The organism is Mycobacterium sp. (assembly GCF_036273375.1).
Lineage (GTDB): Bacteria > Actinomycetota > Actinomycetes > Mycobacteriales > Mycobacteriaceae > Mycobacterium.
In genome coordinates, this window is the sequence record NZ_DASUHS010000079.1 from 1 (window position 1) to 26,420 (window position 26,420).

At 66.8% G+C, this 26,420-nt stretch carries 26 protein-coding genes; 17 read left to right on the plus strand and 9 right to left on the minus strand.

All coding sequences use genetic code 11. The features are described from left to right. From VFW69_RS06895 to VFW69_RS06930, 8 genes are all read left to right on the plus strand, one after another. On the plus strand, positions 1-925 hold a 925-nt coding region (locus tag VFW69_RS06895), incomplete at its 5' end, for a glutamate-5-semialdehyde dehydrogenase (RefSeq protein ID WP_526499490.1). A gap of 36 nt (positions 926-961) precedes the next feature. Further along, positions 962-1,837: an AAA family ATPase gene (locus VFW69_RS06900; RefSeq protein ID WP_526499492.1), complete on the plus strand. Its 876-nt coding sequence runs from the start codon at positions 962-964 to the stop codon at positions 1,835-1,837. A 10-nt stretch (positions 1,838-1,847) separates the two neighbouring features. Beyond that, on the plus strand, positions 1,848-3,296 hold the full coding sequence (locus tag VFW69_RS06905; protein WP_526499494.1) for a vWA domain-containing protein: 1,449 nt from the start codon (positions 1,848-1,850) through the stop codon (positions 3,294-3,296). Between the two features lie 229 nt (positions 3,297-3,525). After that, positions 3,526-4,191, plus strand: coding sequence for a nicotinate-nucleotide adenylyltransferase (nadD, locus tag VFW69_RS06910; RefSeq protein WP_526499496.1), 666 nt, complete (start codon positions 3,526-3,528; stop codon positions 4,189-4,191). Further along, positions 4,188-4,583 carry a ribosome silencing factor gene (rsfS, locus tag VFW69_RS06915; protein WP_526499498.1) on the plus strand — a complete coding sequence of 132 codons (396 nt, stop codon included), beginning with the start codon at positions 4,188-4,190 and terminating at the stop codon, positions 4,581-4,583. The genes nadD and rsfS overlap by 4 nt, the downstream gene beginning before the upstream one ends. After that, entirely contained in the window at positions 4,580-5,254 is a 675-nt protein-coding gene (gpgP, locus tag VFW69_RS06920; protein WP_526499500.1) for a glucosyl-3-phosphoglycerate phosphatase, read from the plus strand. The genes rsfS and gpgP overlap by 4 nt, the downstream gene beginning before the upstream one ends. Continuing rightward, positions 5,244-5,996: a diglucosylglycerate octanoyltransferase gene (gene octT, locus VFW69_RS06925; protein WP_526499502.1), complete on the plus strand. Its 753-nt coding sequence runs from the start codon at positions 5,244-5,246 to the stop codon at positions 5,994-5,996. The genes gpgP and octT overlap by 11 nt, the downstream gene beginning before the upstream one ends. Beyond that, positions 5,993-6,826, plus strand: coding sequence for a DegV family protein (locus tag VFW69_RS06930; protein WP_526499504.1), 834 nt, complete (start codon positions 5,993-5,995; stop codon positions 6,824-6,826). The genes octT and VFW69_RS06930 overlap by 4 nt, the downstream gene beginning before the upstream one ends. Here VFW69_RS06930 and VFW69_RS06935 read toward each other — a convergent pair. From VFW69_RS06935 to VFW69_RS06960, 6 genes are all read right to left on the minus strand, one after another. Next, positions 6,823-9,723, minus strand: a complete 2,901-nt coding sequence (locus VFW69_RS06935) for an MMPL/RND family transporter (protein WP_526499506.1) — start codon at positions 9,721-9,723, stop codon at positions 6,823-6,825. The genes VFW69_RS06930 and VFW69_RS06935 overlap by 4 nt on opposite strands. Next, on the minus strand, positions 9,720-10,079 hold the full coding sequence (locus VFW69_RS06940) for an MmpS family transport accessory protein (RefSeq protein ID WP_526499534.1): 360 nt from the start codon (positions 10,077-10,079) through the stop codon (positions 9,720-9,722). Before VFW69_RS06940 ends, VFW69_RS06935 begins: the two co-directional genes overlap by 4 nt. Before the next feature lie 247 nt (positions 10,080-10,326). Beyond that, positions 10,327-11,385, minus strand: a complete 1,059-nt coding sequence (locus VFW69_RS06945; protein WP_526499508.1) for an NAD(P)H-dependent amine dehydrogenase family protein — start codon at positions 11,383-11,385, stop codon at positions 10,327-10,329. Between the two features lie 24 nt (positions 11,386-11,409). Then, a complete protein-coding gene (locus VFW69_RS06950; protein WP_526499510.1) occupies positions 11,410-11,853 on the minus strand; it encodes a PPOX class F420-dependent oxidoreductase in 444 nt (147 codons plus the stop codon). Between the two features lie 3 nt (positions 11,854-11,856). Next, positions 11,857-12,963, minus strand: a complete 1,107-nt coding sequence (locus VFW69_RS06955; protein WP_526499512.1) for an acyl-CoA dehydrogenase family protein — start codon at positions 12,961-12,963, stop codon at positions 11,857-11,859. A 7-nt stretch (positions 12,964-12,970) separates the two neighbouring features. Continuing rightward, on the minus strand, positions 12,971-14,131 hold the full coding sequence (locus VFW69_RS06960) for an acyl-CoA dehydrogenase family protein (RefSeq protein ID WP_526499514.1): 1,161 nt from the start codon (positions 14,129-14,131) through the stop codon (positions 12,971-12,973). 199 nt (positions 14,132-14,330) lie between these two features. On the opposite strand from VFW69_RS06960, the gene VFW69_RS06965 reads away from it, so the two are divergent. From VFW69_RS06965 to holA, 3 genes are all read left to right on the plus strand, one after another. Continuing rightward, positions 14,331-15,200 carry a ComEA family DNA-binding protein gene (locus tag VFW69_RS06965; protein WP_526499516.1) on the plus strand — a complete coding sequence of 290 codons (870 nt, stop codon included), beginning with the start codon at positions 14,331-14,333 and terminating at the stop codon, positions 15,198-15,200. Between the two features lie 50 nt (positions 15,201-15,250). Beyond that, entirely contained in the window at positions 15,251-16,747 is a 1,497-nt protein-coding gene (locus tag VFW69_RS06970) for a ComEC/Rec2 family competence protein (RefSeq protein ID WP_526499536.1), read from the plus strand. An 81-nt stretch (positions 16,748-16,828) separates the two neighbouring features. After that, positions 16,829-17,779 carry a DNA polymerase III subunit delta gene (gene holA / locus VFW69_RS06975; protein ID WP_526499538.1) on the plus strand — a complete coding sequence of 317 codons (951 nt, stop codon included), beginning with the start codon at positions 16,829-16,831 and terminating at the stop codon, positions 17,777-17,779. A gap of 26 nt (positions 17,780-17,805) precedes the next feature. On the opposite strand, the gene rpsT is transcribed toward holA, so the two are convergent. After that, on the minus strand, positions 17,806-18,066 hold the full coding sequence (gene rpsT / locus VFW69_RS06980; protein WP_526499518.1) for a 30S ribosomal protein S20: 261 nt from the start codon (positions 18,064-18,066) through the stop codon (positions 17,806-17,808). 144 nt (positions 18,067-18,210) lie between these two features. Here rpsT and VFW69_RS06985 point away from each other — a divergent pair, with 144 nt between their 5' ends. The 4 genes from VFW69_RS06985 to VFW69_RS07000 are packed head-to-tail and all read left to right on the plus strand — an operon-like array spanning position 18,211 to position 22,465. Further along, positions 18,211-19,893: a circularly permuted type 2 ATP-grasp protein gene (locus VFW69_RS06985; protein WP_526499520.1), complete on the plus strand. Its 1,683-nt coding sequence runs from the start codon at positions 18,211-18,213 to the stop codon at positions 19,891-19,893. Then, positions 19,893-20,870 (plus strand): alpha-E domain-containing protein, encoded by a 978-nt coding sequence (locus VFW69_RS06990; RefSeq protein WP_526499522.1) that lies wholly within the window; start codon positions 19,893-19,895, stop codon positions 20,868-20,870. The genes VFW69_RS06985 and VFW69_RS06990 overlap by 1 nt, the downstream gene beginning before the upstream one ends. After that, positions 20,870-21,709, plus strand: a complete 840-nt coding sequence (locus VFW69_RS06995; protein ID WP_526499524.1) for a transglutaminase-like domain-containing protein — start codon at positions 20,870-20,872, stop codon at positions 21,707-21,709. Before VFW69_RS06990 ends, VFW69_RS06995 begins: the two co-directional genes overlap by 1 nt. Before the next feature lie 51 nt (positions 21,710-21,760). Next, entirely contained in the window at positions 21,761-22,465 is a 705-nt protein-coding gene (locus VFW69_RS07000) for a hypothetical protein (protein WP_526499526.1), read from the plus strand. Between the two features lie 17 nt (positions 22,466-22,482). On the opposite strand, the gene VFW69_RS07005 is transcribed toward VFW69_RS07000, so the two are convergent. Further along, positions 22,483-23,325: a ribonuclease Z gene (locus VFW69_RS07005; protein ID WP_526499528.1), complete on the minus strand. Its 843-nt coding sequence runs from the start codon at positions 23,323-23,325 to the stop codon at positions 22,483-22,485. Positions 23,326-23,494: 169 nt separating this feature from the next. On the opposite strand from VFW69_RS07005, the gene VFW69_RS07010 reads away from it, so the two are divergent. Further along, positions 23,495-23,923: a CBS domain-containing protein gene (locus VFW69_RS07010; protein ID WP_526499540.1), complete on the plus strand. Its 429-nt coding sequence runs from the start codon at positions 23,495-23,497 to the stop codon at positions 23,921-23,923. Between the two features lie 95 nt (positions 23,924-24,018). Here VFW69_RS07010 and VFW69_RS07015 read toward each other — a convergent pair whose 3' ends face one another. After that, a complete protein-coding gene (locus tag VFW69_RS07015) occupies positions 24,019-24,621 on the minus strand; it encodes a type II toxin-antitoxin system PemK/MazF family toxin (RefSeq protein ID WP_526499530.1) in 603 nt (200 codons plus the stop codon). 33 nt (positions 24,622-24,654) lie between these two features. Between VFW69_RS07015 and lepA the strand changes: the two genes are divergently transcribed. Continuing rightward, the coding region (gene lepA / locus VFW69_RS07020; RefSeq protein ID WP_526499532.1) for a translation elongation factor 4 at positions 24,655-26,420 on the plus strand (1,766 nt) is incomplete at its 3' end.

Genomic DNA, 26,420 nt, shown 5'->3' on the forward strand with positions numbered 1-26,420 from the left:
GCCCAACGGGCTGCAGCTACGTCAGCAACGGGTTCCGCTGGGCGTCGTCGGCATGATCTACGAGGGCCGGCCCAATGTGACCGTCGACGCCTTCGGATTGGCGCTGAAGTCCGGCAATGCCGTGCTGCTGCGCGGAAGTTCGTCGGCGACGCGGTCCAACCAGGCGCTGGTCCAGGTGCTGCGGGCTTCGTTGGTCAGCGAGGACCTGCCCGCCGATGCGGTGCAACTGCTTTCGGCCGATGACCGCTCCACGGTGACGCATCTGATCCAGGCTCGCGGCCTGGTCGACGTGGTGATTCCGCGCGGCGGGGCGAGCCTGATCGACGCGGTGGTCCGCGACGCGCAGGTGCCCGCCATCGAGACCGGTGTCGGCAACTGTCACGTCTATGTGCACGACGGCGCCGACTTGGATGTGGCAGAGCGAATCCTGCTGAATTCAAAGACCCGTCGGCCCAGTGTCTGCAACGCCGCCGAGACACTGCTGGTCGACGTCGGGATCGCCGAACAGGCACTGCCCCGACTGGTGACCGCCCTGCAGGACGCCGGCGTGACCGTGCACGGTGGATTTTCGAAGGATGCGCACGAGGACGACCTGCGTCGCGAGTACCTGTCGATGGACATCGCGGTGGCGGTGGTCGACGGGATCGACGCCGCGATCGCTCACATCAACGAGTACGGCACCGGACACACCGAGGCCATCGTGACTACCAATATGGCTGCGGCGCAGAAGTTTACGGACGGTGTGGACGCGGCCGCGGTGATGGTGAACGCGTCCACGGCCTTCACCGACGGTGAGCAGTTCGGTTTCGGCGCCGAGATCGGCATCTCCACCCAGAAACTGCATGCCCGCGGTCCGATGGGGCTGCCCGAATTGACCTCGACCAAATGGATTGCGTGGGGAGACGGACAAACTCGTCCCGCCTGATACCCGCGTGGAGAAAGCGTTTTAGGAGAACCGATTGTGAGTGTGCCCGCCCGGTCCAAGCCGTTGTTCGACGACATCGACGACGTGTCGCGGCGGTTGGCCGAGACCGGCTACCTGCCCGACACCGCCACTGCGACGGCCGTGTTTTTGGCCGACCGGCTCGGTAAGCCGTTGTTGGTGGAAGGTCCGGCCGGCGTCGGCAAGACCGAGTTGGCCCGCGCCATCGCGCAGGCCACCGGCTCGGGCCTGGTGCGCCTGCAGTGCTACGAGGGCGTGGACGAGGCTCGCGCGCTCTATGAGTGGAACCATGCCAAGCAGATCCTGCGCATCCAGGCCGGGTCGGGGGACTGGGATCAGACCAAGGACGACGTGTTCAGCGAGGAGTTCCTGCTGCAGCGTCCGTTGCTGACCGCCATCCGGCGCACCGAGCCGACGGTGTTGCTCATCGACGAGACCGACAAGGCCGATATCGAGATCGAGGGCCTGCTGCTGGAGGTGCTGTCCGACTTTGCGGTGACCGTTCCCGAACTGGGCACCATCACCGCCGAGCGGACACCGCTGGTGGTGCTGACCTCCAACGCCACCCGCGAGCTGTCCGAGGCGCTCAAGCGTCGCTGCCTGTACTTGCACATCGACTTTCCCAGTCCCGACCTGGAACGCCGCATCCTGTTGTCCCGGGTCCCCGAGCTGCCCGCGCATCTGGCCGAGGAGCTCGTTCGCATCATCGGCGTGCTGCGCGGGATGCAACTCAAGAAAGTTCCGTCCATCGCCGAGACCATCGACTGGGGCCGCACGCTGCTCGCGCTGGGCCTGGACACCATCGACGACGCGGTCGTCGCGGCCACGCTCGGCGTGGTGCTCAAACATCAATCCGACCAGCAGCGCGCGACCGGCGAGCTGCGGCTGAATTAGGACGACTGCGATGGCCACCCGCCGCATCCGACCCTCCCGGCCGCTCGCCCCGCACGGGCTGCCCGGCCATTTGGTGGGATTCGTGGAAGCGCTTCGCGGAGCAGGGATTTCGGTCGGTCCATCGGAGACGGTGGATGCCGGCCGGGTGATGGCGACGCTCGGCCTGGGCGACCGGAAGGTGCTGCGCGAGGGCTTGGCGTGCGCTGTGTTGCGCCGGTCCGATCACCGCGAGACCTACGACGCCATGTTCGACCTGTGGTTCCCTGCGGCGCTGGGCGCACGTGCGGTGATCACCGACGACGAGGCCAACGAGACGCCAGACGACAACGCGTTGCCGGCCGACGATGTCGAGGCGATGCGCCAGATGCTGGTGGACCTGCTGACCGAGAATCCCGATCTCGCCGACATGGACGAGCGCCTGGTCGCGATGATCGCCCGGATCGTCGAGGCCTACGGCAAATACAGCTCCAGTCGCGGCCCGTCCTTCTCGTCGTACCAGGCGCTCAAGGCGATGGCGCTGGACGAGCTCGAGGGCAAGCTGCTGGCCGGGCTGCTCGCCTCGTACGGGGACGAACCCACGCCCAGCCAGGAGGAGATCGCCAAAGCGCTTGCCGCGCAGCGGATCACCCAGTTGCGCAAGATGGTCGATTCCGAGACCAAACGGCGCACCGCGGAGCAGCTGGGCCGCGATCACGTCCAGATGTACGGCATTCCACAGCTTTCCGAGAACGTGGAATTCCTGCGCGCCTCCGGTGAGCAGCTGCGCCAGATGCGCCGGGTGGTGGCCCCGCTAGCCCGAACGCTGGCGACCCGGCTGGCGGCCCGCCGGCGACGCACCCGGGCCGGGACGATCGATATGCGCAAGACGCTGCGCAAGTCGATGTCCACCGGTGGGGTTCCGATCGACGTCGTGCTGGCCAAGCCGCGTCCGGCACGGCCGGAACTGGTGGTGCTGTGCGACGTGTCCGGCTCGGTCGCCGGGTTCAGCCACTTCACCCTGCTCCTGGTACATGCTCTGCGCCAACAATTCTCGCGTGTTCGCGTGTTCGCCTTCATCGACACCACCGACGAGGTGACCCACATGTTCGGCCCGGACGCGGACCTGGCCGTGGCCATCCAGCGGATCACGCGGGAGTCGGGCGTTTACAGTCGCGACGGCCATTCCGATTACGGCAACGCGTTCGCGTCGTTCATGCAGGCGTTCCCCAATGTGCTGTCACCGCGTACCTCGCTGCTGGTGCTCGGGGACGGGCGCACCAATTACCGGAATCCCGAGACCGACCTGCTGTCTCACATGGTGACCGCCAGCAGGCACGCGCACTGGCTCAATCCCGAGCCCAAGCATCTGTGGGGCAGCGGCGACTCGGCGGTGCCGCGCTACCAAGAGGTCATACCGATGCACGAGTGCAGGTCCGCCAAGCAGCTGGCCGCGGTGATCGACCAGCTGCTGCCGGTGTAGGGGTGCGGGCGCCGCGTCGTTTCACACCGGCCACACGCGTCTGGATCGGCGGCGGTGCTTTTTGCCCGCCTCACAGCGACAACCGCGGGTCGCCCGGCGTCACGGCGTCTTCGGCAGCATTTGTCGCTGTGAGTCAACGCGTGCCGCCCGAAGCAGAGGCTGGTGTGACGCATGTGACCAACGCCCGGGAAATCGGGCCGCAACACCGGCTCAAGTAAGCTGGCAAATCGTGCAAAAGCAGCTTCGCAGGTTGGGAGTGATGGGTGGGACGTTCGACCCCATCCACTACGGCCACCTGGTCGCCGCCAGTGAGGTCGCCGACCTGTTCGACCTCGACCAGGTCGTGTTCGTGCCCAGCGGCCAGCCCTGGCAGAAGGAGCGGCACGTTACTGCTGCCGAGGACCGCTATCTGATGACGGTGATCGCCACGGCGTCCAATCCCCGCTTCTCGGTCAGCCGGGTCGACATCGACCGCGCCGGCCCCACCTACACCAAGGACACTCTGCTTGACCTGCGCGCCCTCAACCCGGACTCCGAGCTGTACTTCATCACCGGGGCCGACGCGCTGGCCTCCATTCTCTCGTGGCAGGGCTGGGAGACGGCGTTCGAGCTGGCGCGCTTCGTCGGGGTCAGCCGGCCCGGCTACGAGCTGCGGCGCGAACACATCACCGGCGTGCTGGGCGAATTGCCAGAGGACGCGCTGACGCTGGTCGAGATCCCGGCGCTGGCCATCTCATCGACCGATTGTCGTCGCCGCGCGGCGCAGCGCCGGCCGCTGTGGTACCTGATGCCCGACGGCGTCGTGCAGTACGTCTCCAAACGCCGGCTCTACCGCGACGAGGGGCCGCCGGTGATCGTGAACGAAACACGCCTGACCACAGGGGAACACCCATGAGCGCCACCGAGGAGGCCGTCGATATGGCAACGGTGGCCGCCGGCGCCGCCGCCGCGAAGCTGGCCGACGACGTCGTCGTGATCGACGTCTCGGCCCAGCTCGCCATCACGGACTGCTTCGTGATCGCCTCGGCGTCCAACGAGCGACAGGTCAACGCCATCGTCGACGAAATCGAGGAGAAGATGCGCAAGGCCGGCTACAAGCCGGCTCGTCGTGAGGGAACCCGGGAAGGCCGCTGGACGCTGCTGGACTATCGCGACATCGTCGTTCACATCCAGCACCAGGAGGACCGGGACTTCTATGCCCTGGACCGGTTGTGGAGTGACTGCCCGGTGGTGCCGGTAGACCTGGACGAGGGCCGTGACAACTCCGAGGAGTCGGGCGCGCAATGAGAATTCGTCGTCTGATCATGTTGCGGCACGGGCAAACCGAGTTCAACGCCGGCAGCCGGATGCAGGGCCAGCTGGATTCCGAACTCAGCGAACTCGGGCGGGCGCAGGCGGTCGCGGCCGCCGAGGTGCTGGGCAAGCTGCAGCCGTTGCTCATCGTGTCCTCGGATCTGCATCGCGCCTACGACACGGCCATCAGGCTGGGGGAGGTGACCGCCGTGCCGATCCGGGTGGACCAGCGGTTGCGGGAAACCCATCTCGGCGACTGGCAGGGGTTGACCCATAGCGAGGTCGACGCGCAGGTTCCCGGCGCACGGCTAGCCTGGCGCGAAGACGCCACCTGGGCGCCGCATGGTGGCGAGAGCAGGGTCGACGTCGCGGCGCGCAGCGCGCCGTTGGTTGCCGAATTGGTGTCCGGCGAGCCGGAATGGGGTGACCCCGACGGGCCGGATCGCCCGGTGGTGCTGGTGGCCCACGGCGGCCTGATCGCCGCGCTGTCGGCCGCGCTGCTGAAGCTTCCGGTCGCCAACTGGCCCATTCTCGGTGGCATGGGCAATGCCAGCTGGGTACAACTTTCCGGGCATAGCGACGATCCCGCCGACGAATTCGACAGCATCCGTTGGCGACTGGATGTGTGGAACGCTTCGGCGCAGGTGTCCAACGATGTCCTCTGAGGGGCGGCCGAAGCCCACACTGCTGATTTTCGCCGACTCGTTGGCCTATTACGGTCCTACCGGAGGACTTCCCGCCGACGATCCCCGAATTTGGCCGAACATCGTTGCGGCACAACTTGGTTGGGATGTGGAGTTGATTGGCCGCATCGGTTGGACGTGCCGCGACATCTGGTGGGCGGCGACCCAGGACCCGCGGGCCTGGGCGGCGCTCCCCAGGGCCGGCGCTGTCATCTTCGCCACCGGCGGCATGGATTCGCTGCCGTCGGTGCTGCCCACCGCGCTGCGTGAACTGATCCGCTATGTGCGGCCGCCCTGGCTGCGGCGCTGGGTTCGTGACGGCTATGGCTGGCTGCAGCCCCGGCTCTCGCCGGTCGCCAGGTCGGCCCTGCCTGCGCACCTGAGTGCCGACTATCTCGAACAGACGCGTGGCGCAATCGATTTCAACCGCCCCGGCATCCCGATCGTGGCCTCGCTGCCGTCGGTGCATATCGCCGACACTTACGGCCGGGCCCACCACGGACGCGCGGGGACGGTGGCAGCCATCACCGAATGGGCGCAAAACCACGAGGTGCCCTTGGTCGATCTCAAAGCCGCCGTCGCCGAGCAGATGATGAATGGCCGGGGAAACCCCGACGGCATTCACTGGAATTTCGAGGCTCATCAGGCGGTCGCGGAGTTGATGCTCAAGGCGCTGGCCGAAGCCGGGGCACCCAACGAGAAGCCCCGGGGACAGTGCTCGTGACTGTCGTGGTGGTGACCGACTCGTCGGCACGTGTGCCGGCCGACCTGCTCGAAAAGTGGGGCGTACGCGTCGTTCCGCTGCACATCTTGCTCGACGGCAACGATCTGCGTGATGGTGTCGACGACGTTCCCGGCGATATCTACAAACTGGCGGCCACCACCGCGGCGGCCACCCCGGCCGAACTGGCCGACGTGTACCAGCAGGCGCTGGCCGACAGCGGCGCCGACGGGGTGGTGGCCGTTCACATTTCCTCTGCGCTGTCGGGCACCTGCCGGGCCGCCGAACGCACCGCCGCCGATCTCGATCCGAACGTGCGCGTCGTCGACTCCAAGTCGGCCGCGATGGGCACCGGCTTCGTTGCTTTGGCCGCCGCGCGGGCAGCGGCCGACGGCAAAGACGTCGAGGCCGTCGCGGACGCGGCGCGCGGGGCCGTCGACCGTGGGCACGCCTTCATCGTGGTGCACCGGCTGGACAATCTGCGCCGTAGCGGACGCATCGGCGGGGCGAAGGCGTGGTTGGGCACAGCGCTGGCGCTCAAGCCGCTGTTGCGTATCGATGACGGCAAACTTGTTCTGGCCCAACGGGTGCGGACGGTGAGCCATGCGACGGGGGCGATGATCGACCGGGTCTGTCAGGTCGTCGGCCACGACGCCGCCGCCCTGGCGGTGCACCACGTCAACAATCCTGATGGCGCACGAGAGGTGGCGACGGCGCTGGGCGAACGGCTACCGGCGTGCGAGCCGGCGATCATCACCGAACTGGGGCCGGTGCTCGCGTTGCATGTCGGCGCGGGCGCGGTCGCGGTGAGCGTAGGGCTCCCAGAAACCTAGGCGTTCACCGGCCGTCGGGCGTTGTCACCGCGCGGGTGCACGACTTGCGGCCACCAGAACCACCGTCCGAGCAGGGTGGCGATCGAGGGCATCAGCAGGGTGCGCACGATCAGCGTGTCGAGCAACAGACCGATGCACACGGTCGATCCGAACTGACCGAGCACGCGCAGGTCGCTGCCCAGCATGGACGCCATGGTGAAGGCGAACACCAGACCCGCCGCCGTCACCACACCACCGGTGCCGGCCATCGACCGGATGATCCCCGTCTTGAGCCCGCGATGGATCTCTTCACGGAACCGGGAGACCAGCAGCAGGTTGTAGTCGGATCCGACGGCCAGCAGGATGATGACCGACAGCGCCATCACGATCCAGTGGATCCTGATGCCGAACAGATCCTGCCAAATCAGCACGGACAGACCGAATGACGCCGCAATCGAGCTGGCCGCGGTGCCGACGATCACCAGCGCGGCCACCACACTTCGGGTCAGCAGCAGCATGATCATGAAGATCAGCGTCAGGGCCGACACCACCGCGATCATCAGGTCGTACTTCTCGCCGTCGGCCATGTCCTTGAATGTCGCGGCGGTGCCGCCGAGATACACCCTGGCATCCGACAGCGAGGACTGCTTCAACCCCTCCTGCGCGGCGGTGCGTTCGGCGTCGACCCGCGCGATGCCCTCCGGCGTCATCGGATCGCTCTGATGGGTGATGAAGAACCGCGCCGATTTACCGTCCGGTGACAAGAACATGCGCAGGCCGGTCTGAAAATCCGGGTTATCGAAGGCTTCCGGTGGCAGGTAGAAGAAGTCGTCGTTCTTGGAGTTGTCGAAACTTTGTCCCATCACGATGGCGGTGTTGCTCATCGCCTCCATCTGGTTGATCATCGCTTTGAACGTCTGGTAGAGCGTCAGCGTGATGCCCCTGGTGGTCTTCAGAGTGGTGATCAGCGTGGGAAACAACGCATTCAGGTCGTGTGTGGCTTGGGCGGTGTGCGCAATGTCGCCGGTGAGGTAGTGGAACTGCTCGGCGAGCTGGTCGAACCCATCCAAAGTATCGAACAGGGACCGCAACCCGTAGCACAACGGGATGTCGTAGCAGTGCTTCTCCCAATAGAAATACGTGCGGACCGGCCGGAAGGTGTCGTCAAAATCGGCGATGTGGTCGCGCAGGGTGTCGGTGATTTGCGACGTCACCGCCGTGGTCTTTGCGCTGTCGTCGGCGGCGTTGGCCAGGTCTAGCGACACCTCGTACTGGCGCTGCGTGGTGTTGATCTGGGTTTGCAGGTCATCGGCCATCTTCAGGATGTCGTCCATGCGCTCCTTGAGAAAGCTCATGTTCTGCATCGTCGTCTGGCTTTGGACACTGTTCTGGAACGGAATCGAGCTGTGCTGAATCGGAATGCCCAGCGGCCGCGTGATGTCCTGGACCATGGCGATGCCGAGCGTGCGCATCTCGTTCTTGGCCACCCGGTCCAACACCAGCATGTCGGCCGGGTTCCGCATGTCATGGTCAGACTCGACCATCAACAGGTCGGGGTTCATCCGTGCCTCGGAGAAATGCCGATTCGCGGCCTCTTGCCCTTGATTGGACGGGGCTGACAACGGCAGGTAATGGCGGTCGTTGTAGCTCGTGTGGTAGGTCGGCAGCGCGATCATGCCGACCAGCACGACCGCGGCACTGACGGCCAAAACCGGTGCGGGCCAACGCACTACGGCGGTGCCCACCCGGCGCCACAGCCGACCGCGCTTGGCCTGCTTTTCGAAGAGGTGGAAGCGACTGCCGACGAAGACCACCGCGGGGCCCAGCGTGAGGCCGGCCAGCACCACGACCAGCATGCCGATCGCCACGGGCGCACCCATGGTGTTGAACCAAGGCAGCCGCGTGAAGCTCAGGCAATAGGTCGCGCCCGCAATCGTCAGGCCCGATCCCAAGACGACCGGGGCGACGCCCTTGAATGTGGTGTAGTACGCGGATTCTCGGTCCTCGCCGGCGGCCAACGCCTCCTGATAGCGGCCCACGAGGAAGATTCCGTAATCCGTTCCCGCGGCGATCGCCAGCATGGTGAGGATGTTGGCGGCGAAGGTGGTGAGCCCGAATGCGTCGTGGTACGCGAGAACCGCGACGACTCCGCGCGAACAGGCCAGCGCGACGAAGGTCATGAACAGCTGCACGAGCGTCGTGACGATGGACCGGTAGACCAGCAGCAACATGATCGCGATGGCGCCCAGGGTGAACAGCGTGATCTTGGCCAGGCTGGCGTTACCGATGATGTGCATGTCGTCGGACAGCGCCGCGGGACCGGTGACGTAAGCCTTCACGCCGGGTGGCGCCTTGTTCTCGCCGATGACCTTGCGAACGGCGTCCACGGACTCGTTGGCCAGCGTCGTGCCCTGGTTACCGGCGAGGTTCACCTGTACATAGGCGCCTTTGGCGTCGGCGCTCTGAGCGCCCGCGGCGGTGAGCCGGTCGCCCCAGAAGTCCTGGATGTGCTGAATGTGCTTGGGGTCCTGGCGGAGTTGCCGAATCAGCTTGTCGTAGTACTGGTGCGCGTCCGGGCCGAGCGGGTGCTGTCCCTCCAGGACGATCATGACGGTGCTGTTGGAGTCGAACTCGTGGAAGTTGTGGCCCAGGCGCATCATCGCCTTCATCGACGGTGCGTCCAGCGGTGTCATCGGCGCCGAGTGCGCCTCGCCGACTTTTTCCAGCGTGGGAACGATGACGTTCACCAACACGGTGATGGCCACCCAGCCCAAAATGATCGGTATCGCGAAGATGCGGATCGCATGGGGGAGATAAGGCCGGTGGCCCCGCTCTGCCTTGGACAGGCCCCCCGTTTTGATCGGGCCGGTGTCGGTTGCGCTCAGGTCGCTCTCGGTCTTGCTGTTCACATCGCTCATGCGGACTTCACCAGGCAGAAGGTCTGGGCGTTATGGCCATCGGAGTTCTGGCTGTCGCGGACGACGCCGTCCACGGTGATCTTGCAGCTGATCGTGCTGCCGTCGCTCTGCGCCATGATGTTGGCACTCACCGACGGCAGCGTGGTCGAGATCGTGGTCGACCACGGCAGCGGGGCGTTGTTGACCTGGTGCGTGTTGGCGTTTTCGTCCCAGTAGTTGATGTTCGCCGTCGTACCCGGGGAGCCGGAAATTTCGTAGACGACGACCTTCGGGTTGAACTGCACGATTTCGATCCCCTTGCCGGCGTTTGCGTTGAGATCTTCCGAGCCGAAGATCTTGTGCAGCCGCGACACCATCAGCGCCGAGACCGCCAGAACGACCACCAGCACCAGCGGGAGCCACCCTTGTTTCAGCGCGCGGGTCCTAAAGCCGGGGCGGGGACCTGAGTCCGGACTAGTCACCACCTGACCGCCTTCCGCAAAAGCTCACCAACCGTCGCCGAGACACCAATGTCAACGGAACATTTGCTCAGTTAGGGATACTAACCTTAGTGCACGCAACCGTTCCTCCCGGGGCCGCCAGTTGTGGCCAACGGCATACCCGCTAGTGGGCCAGCCGACCGGTGACCGGTGGCAAATCCGCCAGGGTCACGATCCCGGGCGGGGCGGCCACCACCGCCGGGACGGCATTGGTAACCGGCATCGCGGTGTAAATCATTCCCAGTCCCATGAACCCGGGCTCCGTCCAATCCTTGGGTGGCAGGCAGTGCAACACGGTGCGCATGTTGGGCAGCCCGAACACTTGAATGACGTGCCCGTGCTCGAGCGGCTTGGGCGGGACGACGTGACTGCCCATGGTCCAGTTGAACCCGACGCTGACGACGTTGCGGTCGCCCACCCAGCCGCGGTGGTAGCCGTAGACGCTGCCGACCGTTCCGGCGGGAATCTTCATGAAGCCCAGATCGGAGTCATCGGTGGCCGCGGTGAAGGTGACGTCGAAGGTCATCTTGTCCAGCTTCGCCCCGATCGCGTCGGCCATCATCGCGGCCGATTCCGCGAAGACCTCGCTTTCCCGCCGGACGTTTTCGGCCAGCCCCGGGGTATCGGGATCTTGCGAAAACCCCATCGCCGTCTGGGTTTCCGCCGATTCGTAGGTCGAGCAGTCGACCGACTCGGTGATCCGGATCTCGTCGACGCGCTCGCACGAGGCGGACAGCACCATGCCCACCATGTTCGTCATGCCCGGGTGCGCGCCGCTGCCGAAGATCGTCGAATTGCCCTTCTGGCAGGCGTCCTCGATGCGTTTGAAGTCCTGCGGCGTCTGCTTGCCGCCGGTGATCCACGCGGCGCTAGTGCACACGTTGACTTCCGATTCCAGCAGCCGCACCAACTCGTCGACACTGGGCCACAACGGGTTATAGCAACATGCGTCGGCGCCCAGGGCCAACAGTGCGTCGATGTCGTTCGTCGCTTGCACGCCGGTCGGCTCCGGCCAGCCCGCCAGGTCGGCGGCGTCGACGCCGACCTTGTCGGCGCCATGCGCATACACCCCGACCAGTTCCAAGTCAGGCCGCCCGATGATGGCGTGCAGCGAACGGCGACCGATGTTCCCGGTCGTCCACTGGATCACCCGCAGCGGACGGTCTGTGCTTGCGTTGCTCATCGCGGCTCCTTTGCCGTGGGCGAATTAGTTGCTGATATCGAATCCTGCGTTGACCTTGGTCGGCCGCACCCGGACCACCAATTCACCGGGAACGGCGTTGCGGCGGCCGAATTCGTCGGCGCGGTCGGCGCCCATGTAGCGGCGACCGGTGCGGGTGGCGATGTCCAGTGCGTACTGCACATCCTCGCTGACCGTCGCCAGGCCCTGCACCTGGACGAACGAGTACGGCGGATGGGGATCGTCGACGCAGATCACCACGCGCGGATCACGAGCCAGTGCACGGCCTTTCGACGTGTCGCGCCCGGTGTTGAACGCCAGCTCGGCGCCGTCTTGCCCGACGTCGACCACGAACCACACCGGCGCGACCAGCGGCCGGCCGTCGGCGGCGAGGTAGCCCAGCATCCCGGTGCGGGTGCCGGCCGACAGGAACTCGATGACCTTCTCGCTCAGTTCTGCGGGCTCGGCCATGCGTTAGAGGCGGGCCAGGTCGTAGTCGCCGATGTGGTCAATCAGGTTGTGCAGGTGCTCGCCCGAGGTGCCCAGGGTGTTTTCGATCGCGGTGAGCCGGGCGGCGTAGTGGCTGACCGGGTATTCCGCCGTCACGCCGATACCGCCGTGCATCTGGATCGACTCCTGCGCGATGTGCCGGCCCGAGCGACCGATCTGCAGCTTGGCCCGCGAGGCGATCACCGGGTCGATGTTGCCGTCGGCGATCGACATGGCCGCGTACAGGGTCATGCTGCGGGCCAATTCCAGCGACACGTACATGTCCGCCGCGCGTTGTGTGAGGGCCTGGAATTTGTTGAGCGTGACGCCGAACTGCTTGCGGGTCTTGAGGTAATCGGTGGTCAGCCGCAGCGATTCCTCCATCGCCCCCAGCGCTTCGGCGCACAGCGCCGACTGGATTCGCACGACGGCGTCGCGGATGGCACCCGATGCGTCGCCCGCCTCGCCGAGGGGTTCGGCGGCAGTGGAATCCAGATCGATCTGGGCGCCCCGCTGTCCGTCGAACGTCCGGTACGGGTGCCTGGTCACCGATTCCGCATCGACCAGGAACAGCCCGGTGCCGCCGTTCGGCAAGCCCGCGCTGACCACCAAGGTGTCGGCGCAGTCCCCGGCGAGCACGGGGTTCTTCCGACCGGTCAGTGTCCACGAATCACCTTGCTGCACCGCCTTCGTGCCCACCTCCGCGGACGGCTTGCGCTGGTCCGGCTCCAGGTGGGCGAACGCCAGCAGCCGCTGTCCGCCCGCGACCTCGTCGAGCAGTTGCTTCTGCTCAGCGCTGCCCAGCTCGGCGATCAGCGCACCGGGCGCCAGCGCGGCGTGCAGCACCGGTTCGGGGGCCAGCCGGCGTCCGACCTCATGGAGCACCACCATGATCTCGATCTGGCCGGACTCCTCCGGCTCGAAGCCGAGACCGAGAATCCCGGTGTCGGCGAGCTGATTCCAGACTTCGCGACTCCAGCCGAGGTCGGAGCCGATGATCTTGTTGCGGCTTTCCGGGTCATAGGTGCGCGACAACAGGTCGCGGGTGGTGTCGCGGAGCAGGGCTTGCTCGTCGCTCAAGTGAAAGTCCATGGCTGCCTCACAATCCCAGAATCGTCGACGCGATGATGTTGCGCTGCACCTCGCTGCTACCGCCGTAGATCGTTGTCTTGCGGTAGTTGAGGTAGTGCGGCGCACTGTGCTGCGCCCAGGACGGCGATGAAATGTCTTCGCCGTTGGCCGGAAGCGCATCCGGCCCGGCCACCTCGACGAGCAGTTCGGTGGCGGCCTGTTGCAGTTGGCTGCCGCGCAGCTTGAGCACCGACGACGCCGGGTTGGGCTGCCCGTCCGCGGAGTCGGTCACCACTCGTGACTGTGTGAGTTCCAGTGCCAGCAGCTCGTTTTCGGCCTCGGCCAGTCGCGCCGCGAACAACGGGTCGTTGAGCACCCCGGTAGCCGCGGCGTGCTTCTTCACCTCGGCGAGGCGAACCTTGGTCCGCCCCACACCGGCGATGCCCGTGCGCTCGTTGCCCAACAGGAACTTCGCGTACGTCCAGCCCTGATTCTCTTCTCCGACAAGCTGGTTCGCGGGCACGCGGACGTCCTCGAAGAAGACCTCGTTGATCTCGTGCCCGCCGTCGATCGTCTTGATGGGCCGCAGGGTGATGCCCGGCGTGTTCATCTCGAACAGCAGGAACGAGATGCCGGCCTGCCGCTTGGGCGCCTGCGGATCGGTGCGGACCAGGCAGAAGATCCAGTCCGCATACTGGCCGAGCGTGGTCCACGTCTTTTGGCCGTTGACGACGTAGTCGTCGCCGTCGCGGACCGCGGTGGTGCGCAAGGACGCCAGGTCGGAGCCGGCCTCGGGTTCCGAAAAGCCCTGGCACCACCAGATGTCGAGGCTGGCCGTCGGGGGCAGGAAGCGTTGTTTGACCTCTTCCGAACCGAATTCGGCGATCACCGGGCCCACCATTTTGGTGTTGAAGTTCAGCGGCTCCGGGACGCACGCCAGCTGCATCTCGTCGGCCCACATCTGATGCTGGGTCGGGGTCCAGTCCTTACCACCCCACTCGACCGGCCAGTGCGGCACCGCCAACCCGTGCTCGTGCAGGATCTTGTGGCTGGTGACGATGTCCTCATGCTTCACTTCCGCCGAGCCCTGGCGCACCCGCTCGCGTAGCTCCTCCGGAATCTTGGTCGTGTAGATGTTGCGCAGTTCGTCGCGGAACGCGGCTTCCTCGGGTGTGAGCGCCAGTTGCATGGCAGCCTCCTGTCGTTTCGGGGTGACCGTGACGACGCAGCGCCCAGAGCCGTTTCTGGCGATGCCGGTCGTTCGCTCGACTTCCATCTTGACCCATCCCTCGCGGGCCCCGTGCACAGCCTCGGGTTAATCCACAGATCGGCCCGGCGGTGCCGTTGAGCGGTGCTGTTGCGGCGGTGCGCGGGCCTACCGTCGGCCCATGCGAACAGAACTTCCGGCGGAGCGCCTGCAGCGACGGCTCAACGCCGAACCGGAGACCGATGCGCACGCCGAGCCCGAGGACGCACCGCTGGCCTCGACGGAGGACCCCCGGGATGACGACCAGAATTCGCTGCTGCCGCGGTGGCTTCCCGCCGCGTCGCACGACCGCGGCTGGGTGGCCAAAGTGCGCGCCGACCCCGGACGAGCCGGCGCCCTCGGGTTGGCGATCGTGGCGGCGCTGGCGGTGCTGGTCACCGTGTTCACGTTGCTGCGCGACCGGCCGGCGCCGGTGATGTCGGCCAAGCTGCCACCGGTGGAGAAGGTGTCGACGGCCGGCCCCAGGTCATCGGCCAGCCCGGGTGCCGCACAGCCGCCCAGCCCCGACCGCCCGGTGGTGGTCAGCGTGGTCGGCCTGGTGCACACGCCGGGTCTGGTGACCCTGGCACCGGGCGCGCGCATCGCCGATGCGCTGTCGGCCGCCGGTGGTGCGGTGAACGGCGCGGACACCATCGGATTGAACATGGCCCGACCGCTCGGTGACGGCGAACAGATCGTGGTCGGTCTCGCTCCCGTTCCCGGGCAGCCGACGGCGCTGGGCAGCTCGGTGGCCACCGGAACGACACCCACATCGAAGGCACCGCCACCAGCGCCGGGATCGGTCAAACCGAAGCCCGGCCAGGCCGTCGACCTGAACACCGCTACCGTTCAGGAGCTCGACGCTCTGCCCGGAGTCGGACCGGTCACCGCCGCCGCGATCGTGGCGTGGCGGCAATCCAACGGCAAATTCGCCAGCGTCGACCAGCTCGCCGAAGTCGAGGGCATCGGACCGGCGAGGTTGGAGAAGCTGCGCGCCCTGGTCCGTGTCTGACCCCGGTGGTTCATCCCGAGCCGGGTGAATCGCCTTCCGGGCATGTCGATGTGCGCCTGGTGCCGGCCGCATTGACCTGTTGGGCGGTGACCGCCGGCGGGATCTGGTGGCAGGCCGGCCCGATCCTCGCCTGGTGCTGCGTCGCGTTGATCGCCGCGTCGGGTGCGCTGGCGTGGCGTGCGGTGCACGGGCCCGGCCGAAATGCGCGGCTCCGGGCGATCAGCGCCGGCCTCGCGGCGATCGGTGTGGTGGGGATGGGATACGGCTTCGCCATCGCGCTGCGCGCCGACGCTGTCGTTCACCATCCGATCACCGCGGCCTTCGGCAGCAGCGCTCCGCTCACGGTCACCCCCACTGAGAGCCCGGTGTCGCTGGGCAGCAGCCGGTTGATGTTTCGGGCCACCCTGCAACGCCTGCGCACCGCCCAAACATCCGGCCGGGTCGTCGTTTTCGCGCGCGCCTCGGACTTCGGCGCCGTGATGGTGGGCCAGCCGGTGCAGTTCACCGCGCGCATCAGCCGGCCGACCCGTCGCGACCTGACGGTCGCGGTGCTCAACGCGTCGGGGCGCCCGACTATGGGCACCGCAAGCGCGGTGCAGCGGGCCGCGCACGGGGTGCGCAGCCGATTCGCCGCCGCAGTCCGCGACACGCTGCCCGGTGAGCAGGCAGCGATGCTGCCCGCGCTGGTGTTAGGCGACACCTCGGCGGTGCCGACCGACACCAGCCGCGACTTTCGCGCGGCCGGCATGACGCACCTGATGGCCGTGTCGGGTGCCAACGTGATGATTGTGTGTGCCGCCGTGCTGTTCTCGGCGCGGTTGATCGGCCCCCGGGCGGCCGTCGCCCTTGCCGCGCTGGCGCTGGTGGCCTTCGTCATCATCGTGCAGCCGACGGCGAGTGTTTTGCGGGCGGCGGTGATGAGTGCCATCGCGCTGGTGGGAATGTTGTCGTCGCGTCGGCGCCAAGCCATTCCGGCCCTGGCCGCCACGGTGCTGGTGCTGCTGGCCGTCGCCCCCGCGCTGGCAGTCGACGTGGGTTTCACGCTGTCGGTGGTCGCCACCGCCGCGCTGATCGTCATCGCGCCGGTCTGGTCGCGTCGCCTGGTAGGGAAGGGATGGCCCAAGCCGCTGGCGGATGCGCTGGCCGTCGCCTGGGCCGCACAGGTGGTGACCGCGCCTCTGGTCGCGGCGATCTCGGGCCGATTCAGTGTGGTTGCCGCGTTCGCGAACCTCGTCGTGGCCGCCGTCATCGCGCCGATCACGGTGCTCGGCACCGCGGCGGCCGCGCTCTGTGAGGTATGGCCGGCCGCCGCGCGGCTGCTGATCCGGTTCACCGGTCCCGAGTTGTGGTGGGTGGACGGTGTGGCCCGCTGGGCGGCCCACATGCCGGGCGCCACCCTGCCGGTCCCGGAGGGCATGCCCGGCACGCTGATCGTCGGCGGTGTCACGGTGCTGACGGTGGTGTTGTGGCGGTGGCGGCCGTTTCGCGTCGTGGGGGGAGTGGCGGCGCTTGCTGGGCTGGCCTGGGCGCTGTCCGGGCTGGCGTAGACGGGTTGTCGAGTTGCTGGATCCCCGGGCGGCGCAGTCGGTGGGGCGTGACACCATCGTGGGGTGAGCGAGGTTTCGCCGTTGCACCTGGTCCTGGGAGACGAGGAACTGCTGGTCGAGCGGGCGGTAGCCGACGTGCTGCGGTCGGCGCGGAAACGGGCGGGCACCGACGACGTTCCGGTCAACCGGATGCGGGCGGGAGACGTCAGCACGTATGAGCTCGCCGAGCTGCTGAGTCCGTCACTGTTCGCCGACGAGCGCATCGTCGTGCTGGAGGCCGCCGGTGAGGCCGGCAAAGACGCTGCGGCGGTGATTGTTTCGGCCGCGAGTGACATGCCGACGGGTGTGGTGTTGGTCGTGGTGCACTCCGGTGGTGGGCGAGCCAAGGCGCTGGCCGCCGAGCTGCAGTCCCTCGGCGCCGAGGTGCATGCGTGCGCGCGGATCACCAAGCTCAGCGAACGCATCGACTTCGTCCGCAACGAATTTCGCGGCCTGCGGGTCAAGGCCGATGAGGAGACGGTGACCGCGATGCTGGATTCGGTCGGTTCCGATCTGCGGGAGTTGGCCTCTGCCTGCTCCCAGTTGGTCGCCGACACCGGTGGGGTGGTCGACGCCGCCGCGGTGCGCCGCTATCACAGCGGCAAGGCCGAGGTGAAGGGCTTCGACATCGCGGACAAGGCGGTGGCCGGCGACATCGAGGGAGCCGCCGAGGCGTTGCGGTGGGCGATGATGCGGGGGGAGCCGCTGGTGGTGCTGGCCGATGCGCTGGCCGAGGCGATCCACACGATCGGCCGGGTCGGTCCCCTGTCGGGGGATCCCTACCGGCTCGCGTCACAGGTTGGAATGCCGCCCTGGCGGGTGCAGAAGGCCCAGAAACAGGCCCGGCGTTGGTCGCAGGACTCGGTGGCGTCGGCGATGAAGGTGGTGGCGACGCTCAACGCGAACGTCAAGGGAGCGGTGGTGGACGCCGACTACGCCCTGGAATCCGCGGTCAGACAGGTTGCTGAACTAGCCGCCCAGCGCAGCCACTAGGGCGGACGCCGTCGGCCGGTATGGCCTCAGATGTTGTTGAGGGCCTGCGCCAGCGCCGACTTCTTGTTGGCGGCCTGGTTCTTGTGGATCACGCCCTTGCTGGCAGCCTTGTCCAGCTTGCGGTTGGTCGACACCAGCAACTCGGCGGCCTTCTTTTTGTCGCCGGCGTGGGCGGCCTCGCGGAACGCGCGAACAGCTGTACGCAGCGACGACTTCACCGACTTGTTGCGCAGGCGAGCGCGCTCGTTCGTCTTGTTGCGCTTCTGCTGCGACTTGATGTTGGCCACGCTGGAGTTCCTTCTTCGATTAGACGTTTTGTGGGGCGCCGGATATCACCACAGCGATTGCCCAGGTTATCAGTGAGTTACGTTTTCTCCCAAAACGGGAACACGTGAGCTGCCAGAACGTCGACTTGAGGCAGCATCTGAACAGTGAGTCTTACGAACCAGCTTGACGAGACCAAGCGGGGTTTTCGCGCTGCACGTTCTGAGCGCATTTTTGGTGGATACAACGGGTCTTCGGACGCCTACGAGATGGCGTTCGACGAGATGTTCGATGACCAGGGCGCCGTCCGCGGCCCCTATAAGGGCATCTACGCCGAGCTTGCGCCGTCGGACGCGTCGGAGCTGAAAGCTCGCGCCGAAGCGCTCTCCCGCGCCTTCCTCGACCAGGGGATCACCTTCTCGTTGTCGGGCCAGGAGCGGCCATTTCCGCTGGACCTGGTGCCGCGAGTTATCTCGGCCGCCGAGTGGACGCGCCTGGAGCGCGGCATCACCCAGCGGGTCAAGGCGCTCGAGATGTACCTCGATGACATCTACGGCGACCAGGAAATATTGGACGACGGTGTCATCCCGCGCCGATTAATCACTTCCTGCGAACATTTCCACCGCCAGGCGATGGGCATCGTCCCGCCCAACGGCGTGCGGATCCACGTCGCCGGCATCGATCTGATCCGCGACGACAAGGGCGTCTGGCGGGTTCTCGAGGACAACCTGCGCTCACCATCGGGTGTGTCTTACGTCATGGAGAACCGGCGCACCATGGCGCGCGTATTTCCGAACCTGTTCGCCACTCACCGGGTGCGCGCGGTCGACGACTACGCCGCGCACCTGCTGCGGGCGCTGCGCAACTCCGCGGCCACTAACGAGGCCGATCCGACGGTGGTGGTGCTGACCCCGGGCGTCTACAACTCGGCGTATTTCGAGCATTCGCTGCTGGCCCGCCAGATGGGTGTGGAGTTGGTCGAGGGGCGTGACCTGTTCTGCCGCGACAACCAGGTGTACATGCGCACCACCGATGGCGAGCGTCAGGTCGACGTCATCTATCGGCGCATCGACGACGCCTTCCTGGACCCGCTGCAGTTCCGCGCCGACTCGATGCTAGGCGTGGCCGGTCTGGTCAATGCGGCCCGCGCAGGCAACGTCTCCATCTCGAGTGCGATCGGCAACGGCGTCGGCGACGACAAACTCGTCTACACCTACGTGCCCACGATGATCGAGTACTACCTGGGCGAGAAGCCACTGCTGGCCAACGTGGAGACGTTGCGCTGCTGGCTCGATGACGAGCGTGAAGAAGCGCTGGACCGCATCGACGAGCTCGTCATCAAGCCGGTTGAGGGTTCCGGCGGCTACGGGATCGTGTTCGGTCCGGAGGCCTCGGCGAAAGAGCTCGCGGCCGTCGCCAAGAAGATTCAGGTCGATCCCCGGAGCTGGATCGCGCAACCGATGATGGAGCTGTCGACCGTGCCGACGCAGATCGGAAACACGCTGGCGCCCCGCTACGTGGACCTGCGGCCATTCGCGGTCAACGACGGCAACGACGTATTCGTGTTGCCAGGCGGGCTGACCCGGGTGGCCCTGGTCGAGGGGTCGCGGGTGGTCAACTCCAGTCAGGGCGGTGGCTCCAAGGACACCTGGGTGTTGGCGTCGCGGGCGGCGGCCGGCGACCATGAGCTCGGCGCGGCGGAGGTGGTGCGGTCGTTGCCCACCTCGATGCCGGACCCGCTGGAAGACTCGCCGCGGCTGACGTCTCTGACCTCACAGCAGCCGCAGCTCACCGATCAGCCCCCGCGCAGGAAGCCCAAACAACAGCAGCAACAAAAGGCGGTGGATTGATGCTGGCGCGTAACGCCGAGTCGCTCTACTGGATCGGTCGCTACGTCGAGCGCGCCGACGACACCGCACGAATTCTGGACGTCGCACTGCACCAACTGCTTGAGGACTCAAGCGTCGACCCCGACCAGGCTTCGCGCCTGCTGCTGCGGGTGCTCGGTATCGACCCGCCGGATCATCACCTGGACGTGTGGTCTTTGACCGACTTGGTGGCCTATAACGCCAACACCCAGGGCGGCTGCTCGATCGTCGACGCCATCACCTCGGCGCGGGAGAACGCGAAATCGGCGCGCGAGGTGACTTCCAGCGAAATATGGGAGTGCCTCAACACCACCTATCACGCCCTGCCCGAACGTGAACGTGCCGCCAAACGCCTTGGGCCACATGACTTCTTGTCGTTCATCGAACGACGTGCGGCAATGTTCGCCGGGTTGGCCGACTCGACGCTGTCGCGTGACGACGGCTACCGGTTCATGGTGCTGGGCCGGGCGATCGAACGGGTCGACATGACCGTGCGGCTGTTGCTGTCGCGGGTCGGGGACAGTGCCTCGTCCCCGGCGTGGGTGACGCTGTTGCGTTCGACGGGCGCACACGACACCTACCTGCGCACCTACCGCGGTGTGCTGGATGCCGGCCGGGTGGTCGAATTCATGTTGCTGGACCGGCTGTTCCCGCGTTCGGTGTTCTACTCGCTGCGGCTGGCCGAACACAACCTGGACGAACTCGTCCGCAACCGGCATAGCCGGATCGGGGCCACCGCCGAGGCGCAGCGGCTGCTCGGACAGGCGCGCAGCGAATTGGAGTTCGTCCAGCCCGGCGTGCTGCTGGAATCGTTGGAAAGCCGTCTGGCCGGACTGCAGCGGACCTGCCGTGACGTCGGAGAAGCGTTGGCCGTGCAGTACTTCAACGTGACGCCCTGGGTAGCGTGGTCGGACGCGGGCCAGCGCGCCCGGCTGGTCGGCAGGAAAGGGGGCGGCTGATGTGGCGGTTGCGGGTGGTGCACACCACGGGATACGCCTACCAGTCGCCGGTGACCGCCTCCTACAACGAGGCCCGGCTGACCCCACGGTCGAACACCCGGCAGAACGTCATCCTCAACCGCGTTGAAACCATCCCGGCGACGCGGTCCTACCGCTACATCGACTACTGGGGCACCGCGGTCACGGCGTTCGACCTGCACGCTCCCCACACCGATCTCACGGTGATGTCGTCCTCGGTCGTCGAAACCGAGCGGGCCGAGCCACTCCCGATGGATGTGGGCTGGAACGACCTGCAATCGGAGGCCGTGATCGATCGCTACGACGACCTGCTGCGCCCCACCGAGCACACGCCGGCCAGCAAGCGGGTGGCGTCGATGGGCAAAAAGATCAGCAAGACCCACGAGCCGGCCGAAGCCGTTGTCGCCGCAGCCAATTGGGTGCGCGATGAACTCGAATACCTTCCCGGGACCACCAGCGTGGCCTCGTCGGGGCTTGACGCGCTCAAAGAGGGCAAGGGCGTCTGCCAAGACTTCGTGCACCTATCGCTGATGTTGTTGCGCAGCATGGGAATTCCGGCGCATTACGTCTCGGGCTACCTGCATCCGAAACCTGATGCCGTGGTCGGCGACACCGTGGACGGGCGAAGCCACGCCTGGATTGAGGCGTGGACGGGTGCGTGGTGGAGCTATGACCCAACCAACGACACCGAGATCACCGAGCAGTACGTGGGCGTGGGCGCGGGCCGCGACTACGCCGACGTTTCCCCGTTGAAGGGCATCTATTCCGGGGAGGGCGCCACCGACCTCGACGTGATCGTGGAGGTGACCCGGCTCGCCTAGCCAGGGTGCGGGTCGACGGCGGTGAACGCACGCAGCGATACCGTTGCAGGAATGAACGATTCGGCCGAAGGTGCGGCGCGGCTCGATGCGAACCGGCCCAGGCGCGGCGGGTCGCGCCTGGCGGCGTTGTCCGTGCTGTGCATCGGGCTGCTCATCGGCGGCATCGCCATCGGAGTCGCCGTGGGCGGGGTCATGCCGTTGCCCTACGGCCCGGCAAGCGCAGTTACCGCCTACGTTCGCGCCCAGCCCATGGCCGTGCGCATCATCGCCGTTGCGACGTTCGCGTCGTCGGTGCCGCTGGCGATCTACGCGGCGATCGCCGGTGCCCGGTTGCGACAACTCGGGGCCGGTGCCGGGTCCGCCGCGGTGGCGCTGGGTGGCGGCACCCTGGCTGCCGGTGCGCTCGGCCTGGCCGGGCTGCTGGGCTGGGCGTTGTCGATACCGGACGTTGGGACGGACCCGGCGGTGGTCAGGGCGCTCTACTTGCTGGTGTTTCTCATCGGCGGCCCGGGGCACATTGTGGCGTTGGGCCTGCTGGTCGGCGCAATCGCGGCGTCCGGCAATGCAGTGCTGCCCAGACCGGTCGCCCGGATCGGTCTGGCGACGGCCGTCCTCGCCGAAGTGACGGCGGTCGTGCTGATCTGGCCGGCGCTGGGCGTCATCCTGCCGGTCGCGCGGGTCCTGGCGCTGACCTGGCTGATGGTGGCAAGCGTTGCTTTATCCCCTGCGGCGCAACGAGGTTCGGGAGGCCGGTGAGCCGCGACCGACGGGCGTCACGGCGATGCGTCGACCTGAACCCGGTGCAGATCGTCACCGAGTTCGATGCGCCCACCGAAGTGCGTGGCCGCCAGGGCCCGCCACTGTTCTTCCTGGCCGGGCACCGGTGCCGGCACGTAATGCGTCATGACCAGGGTGCCCACCCCCGCGCGGGCCGCGGTCGCCGCCGCTTCCTCGACGGACGAGTGGTAGTCGCAGATGTCCTGCAGCCGCTGCTGGGGGATGGCGGCGACGATGTCCTTGCGGATCACTGTGTGCACCAGCGCGTCGGCGCCCGCTGCCAGCTCGTCCAGGCTGGCGCACGGGACGGTGTCACCGGCGAGCACCACCGAGGCGTCCTCGTGATCGATCCGAAAGCCGATGGTCGGAGCCACCGGCCGGTGATCGGTGGGGGCCACCCGGATGGTTACCCCATCGCGATCCCAGACGGGGCCTTCGGTGTACTCCTGAACGTCCACCGCCGGCGGCCCATTGATATCGCTGTGATGGGCGATCCGGTAGCCGATGTCGTGCCGGAACGCGTTCAGCGTCGCCGCGACCGCCTCGGCGGTGCCGGGCGGTCCGATGATGGGTAGCGGCGCGGGATCGGGGGTGAAGGTGCTGATCCACCGCGTGATGAGGACGTCGCCGAGGTCCCCGATGTGGTCGCTGTGCAGGTGGGTGAGTAGCAACGCCGATAGTCCGGCCGCGCCTACCCCGACCGCGGCCGCGCGCTGCAGCACGCCACGTCCGCAATCGACCAAGAACGCCTGCCCGCCGGCGCGCACCAAGGTTGATGGCCCGGCGCGGTTCGGATCGGGTATCGGACTTCCCGTGCCCAGCAGCGTGACCTCGATCATGGCCCTATCTTGCAAGCCCCACCGCGCCTGCAGTGGGCCAATCGGCCGATCAGTGGGGTTTTCACCGATTTGGACACGATCTGTGTGCAGGTTCTCCTCGCGGCTTTTCCGCGGCGCGAGGAAGCCGTAGCCTGATGTGAAGCGGATCACAACCCGGCTGGAGGCCTCGATGCGGATAGCGGACGTCTTGCGGAACAAGGGCGCGGCGGTGGTGACCATCAACCCGGACGCGACGGTTCGCGAGCTGCTTGCGGGGCTGAACGACCAAAACATCGGCGCCATGGTCGTGGTCGGCGACGAGGGTGTGGTCGGCATCGTGTCGGAGCGCGACGTGGTGCGTCAGCTGCACACGCACGGCGCTAGCGTGCTGTCTCGCCCGGTGTCCAAGATCATGACGTCGATGCTGGCCACGTGCACAAAGACCGATGAGGTCGACGCCATCAGCGTGCTGATGACCAAGAACCGGGTGCGGCACGTGCCGGTGATGGACGGCAAGAAGCTGATCGGCATCGTCAGCATCGGTGACGTGGTGAAGACCCGGATGGAAGAACTCGAGGCCGAGCAGCGGCAGCTGCAGTCCTACATCACCCAGGGCTGATTGCCCGGCGAGGCCATTCGCTCGGCTCCGCTCGCAAACGTGCACTCACGGCGAAAATTTTCGCGTTTTCTCGCGCTGAGTGCATGCCCGGCGCGTTAGCGCCAGGAGTACTCGGAGCGCAGCCGCGCGGCCACCACGTCGAAGATCTCGCGATCCAGGATGGCGCCTTCACGGCGAATGCCCTCCTCGGGCACGTCGAGCACCCGGTCCAGCCGGATCCAACTTGGCCTGCCCTCGTAATCCCAAGGGCCGGAACCGATTCCGACCCAGTCGTGATCCGCGGCGTGGCGCTCCTGGCTGGACACCATCAACCCCAGCAGGACACTGCGGTCCCGTCCCACGACCAAGACGGGGCGGTCCTTGCCCCGGGTGGGGTCGTCCTCGTAGACCACCCACGTCCAGACGATCTCGCCCGGATCGGCCCGGCCGTCCAGGCTCGGCGCGTACACCAGCTTGCGGGCGCGGTGCGCGGTGGGGAGGCTGCCGGTGGTGACCGGCCGGCCGGTGACGGGCGCCTCGGCAGGAGGCGGCGCCACCGCGGCGATGACGTTCGCGGTGATCCGCACGGCCTGCTGCAACTCACGCAACACGGACTGCGAATTCTGCACCTGCCGGACCAGGCGCGGCGCGTTGTTGAACACCAGATTCTCGGCAAACCGCTGAAACGTCTTCCACTGCGATTTCCGGGGAGACGCCATATTCGCAGCATAGACGCGAGCGGCGGGGCGCGAATGTGTCCGAGTAGGTTCCGGCGGCGGAGTCTGGATACGCTGGACATACCCGCGGACCGCCCCAGAAACGGCCGCGACGAGCCCCATCAAGCTTGCACGCACCAGGAGATTCCCATCAGCAGTTTCGCCGACAAGACCTTTACTGCGCCGGCGCAGATTCGGAACTTCTGCATCATCGCCCACATCGACCACGGCAAGTCCACGCTGGCCGACCGGATGCTCCAGCTCACCGGCGTCGTCGACGAGCGGTCGATGCGCGCCCAGTACCTGGACCGGATGGACATCGAACGCGAGCGCGGGATCACCATCAAGGCCCAAAACGTGCGCCTGCCGTGGAAAGTCACCGGCGGACCCGACGCCGGAAAAGAATATGTGCTGCATCTGATCGACACCCCGGGCCACGTCGACTTCACCTACGAGGTGTCGCGCGCGCTGGAGGCGTGCGAGGGCGCGGTGCTGCTGGTCGACGCCGCGCAGGGCATCGAGGCGCAGACCCTGGCCAACCTCTACCTGGCGCTGGACCGCGACCTGCACATCATCCCCGTGCTGAACAAGATCGACCTGCCCGCGGCCGACCCGGATCGCTACGCCGCCGAGATCGCCCACATCATCGGCTGCGAGCCGGGCGACGTGCTGCGCGTCTCAGGCAAGACCGGCGACGGCGTCGCCGACCTGCTCGATCACGTGGTGCGCGAGGTGCCGCCCCCGCAGGGGGAGGGCGACGCGCCGTTGCGGGCGATGATCTTCGACTCGGTCTACGACATCTACCGCGGCGTGGTGACCTACGTCCGGGTGATCGACGGCAAGATCACCCCGCGCGAACGCATCGCGATGATGTCCACCGGCGCCACCCACGAACTGCTCGAGGTCGGCATCGTCTCGCCCGAGCCGAAGGCCAGCGACGGCCTGGGCGTGGGGGAGGTGGGCTACCTGATCACCGGCGTCAAGGACGTCCGCCAATCCAAGGTGGGTGACACCGTGACGACGGCACGCCGCGGTGCCGCCGAAGCGCTGACCGGATACCGCGAACCCAAGCCGATGGTCTACTCGGGCCTGTATCCGGTGGACGGTTCCGACTACCCGGATCTGCGCGACGCCCTGGACCGCCTGCAACTCAACGATGCCGCCCTGACTTACGAGCCGGAGACGTCGGTGGCGCTGGGCTTCGGATTCCGTTGCGGGTTCCTGGGTCTGCTGCACATGGAGATCACCCGCGAGCGCCTGGAGCGCGAGTTCAATCTGGATCTGATCTCAACATCGCCCAACGTGGTCTACCGCGTGGTCAAAGAGGACAACACCGAGATCTGGGTGACCAACCCGTCGGACTGGCCGGACGGCAAGATCCGCGAGGTGTACGAGCCGGTGGTCAAGACCACCATCATCGCGCCGAGCGAATTCATCGGCACCATCATGGAACTGTGCCAGTCGCGTCGCGGCGAGCTGGGCGGCATGGATTACCTGTCACCCGAACGGGTCGAGTTGCGCTACACCATGCCGCTGGGCGAGATCATCTTCGACTTCTTCGACTCGCTGAAGTCCCGCACCCGCGGCTACGCCAGCCTCGACTACGAGGAGGCCGGTGAGCAAGAGGCTCAACTGGTCAAGGTCGACATTCTGTTGCAGGGCGAGGCGGTCGACGCGTTCAGCGCGATCGTCCACAAGGACGGGGCATCGGCCTACGGCAACAAAATGACCACCAAGCTCAAAGAGCTCATCCCACGCCAGCAGTTCGAGGTGCCCGTCCAGGCCGCCATCGGATCGAAAAT

What these genes read in the sequence shown, in the direction of transcription:
- VFW69_RS07010 (WP_526499540.1), top strand. Translation starts at nt 23,495, where the DNA reads ATGCGGATAGCGGACGTCTTGCGGAACAAGGGCGCGGCGGTGGTGACC.
- VFW69_RS07005 (WP_526499528.1), bottom strand. Translation starts at nt 23,325, where the DNA reads ATGATCGAGGTCACGCTGCTGGGCACGGGAAGTCCGATACCCGATCCG.
- VFW69_RS06995 (WP_526499524.1), top strand. Translation starts at nt 20,870, where the DNA reads ATGTGGCGGTTGCGGGTGGTGCACACCACGGGATACGCCTACCAGTCG.
- VFW69_RS06940 (WP_526499534.1), bottom strand. Translation starts at nt 10,079, where the DNA reads ATGGTGTCGCGGCTGCACAAGATCTTCGGCTCGGAAGATCTCAACGCA.
- VFW69_RS06990 (WP_526499522.1), top strand. Translation starts at nt 19,893, where the DNA reads ATGCTGGCGCGTAACGCCGAGTCGCTCTACTGGATCGGTCGCTACGTC.
- VFW69_RS07000 (WP_526499526.1), top strand. Translation starts at nt 21,761, where the DNA reads ATGAACGATTCGGCCGAAGGTGCGGCGCGGCTCGATGCGAACCGGCCC.
- VFW69_RS06950 (WP_526499510.1), bottom strand. Translation starts at nt 11,853, where the DNA reads ATGGCCGAGCCCGCAGAACTGAGCGAGAAGGTCATCGAGTTCCTGTCG.
- VFW69_RS06960 (WP_526499514.1), bottom strand. Translation starts at nt 14,131, where the DNA reads ATGCAACTGGCGCTCACACCCGAGGAAGCCGCGTTCCGCGACGAACTG.
- rsfS (WP_526499498.1), top strand. Translation starts at nt 4,188, where the DNA reads ATGAGCGCCACCGAGGAGGCCGTCGATATGGCAACGGTGGCCGCCGGC.
- VFW69_RS06965 (WP_526499516.1), top strand. Translation starts at nt 14,331, where the DNA reads ATGCGAACAGAACTTCCGGCGGAGCGCCTGCAGCGACGGCTCAACGCC.
- gpgP (WP_526499500.1), top strand. Translation starts at nt 4,580, where the DNA reads ATGAGAATTCGTCGTCTGATCATGTTGCGGCACGGGCAAACCGAGTTC.
- octT (WP_526499502.1), top strand. Translation starts at nt 5,244, where the DNA reads ATGTCCTCTGAGGGGCGGCCGAAGCCCACACTGCTGATTTTCGCCGAC.
- VFW69_RS06905 (WP_526499494.1), top strand. Translation starts at nt 1,848, where the DNA reads ATGGCCACCCGCCGCATCCGACCCTCCCGGCCGCTCGCCCCGCACGGG.
- VFW69_RS06935 (WP_526499506.1), bottom strand. Translation starts at nt 9,723, where the DNA reads ATGAGCGATGTGAACAGCAAGACCGAGAGCGACCTGAGCGCAACCGAC.
- VFW69_RS07015 (WP_526499530.1), bottom strand. Translation starts at nt 24,621, where the DNA reads ATGGCGTCTCCCCGGAAATCGCAGTGGAAGACGTTTCAGCGGTTTGCC.
- VFW69_RS06955 (WP_526499512.1), bottom strand. Translation starts at nt 12,963, where the DNA reads ATGGACTTTCACTTGAGCGACGAGCAAGCCCTGCTCCGCGACACCACC.
- VFW69_RS06945 (WP_526499508.1), bottom strand. Translation starts at nt 11,385, where the DNA reads ATGAGCAACGCAAGCACAGACCGTCCGCTGCGGGTGATCCAGTGGACG.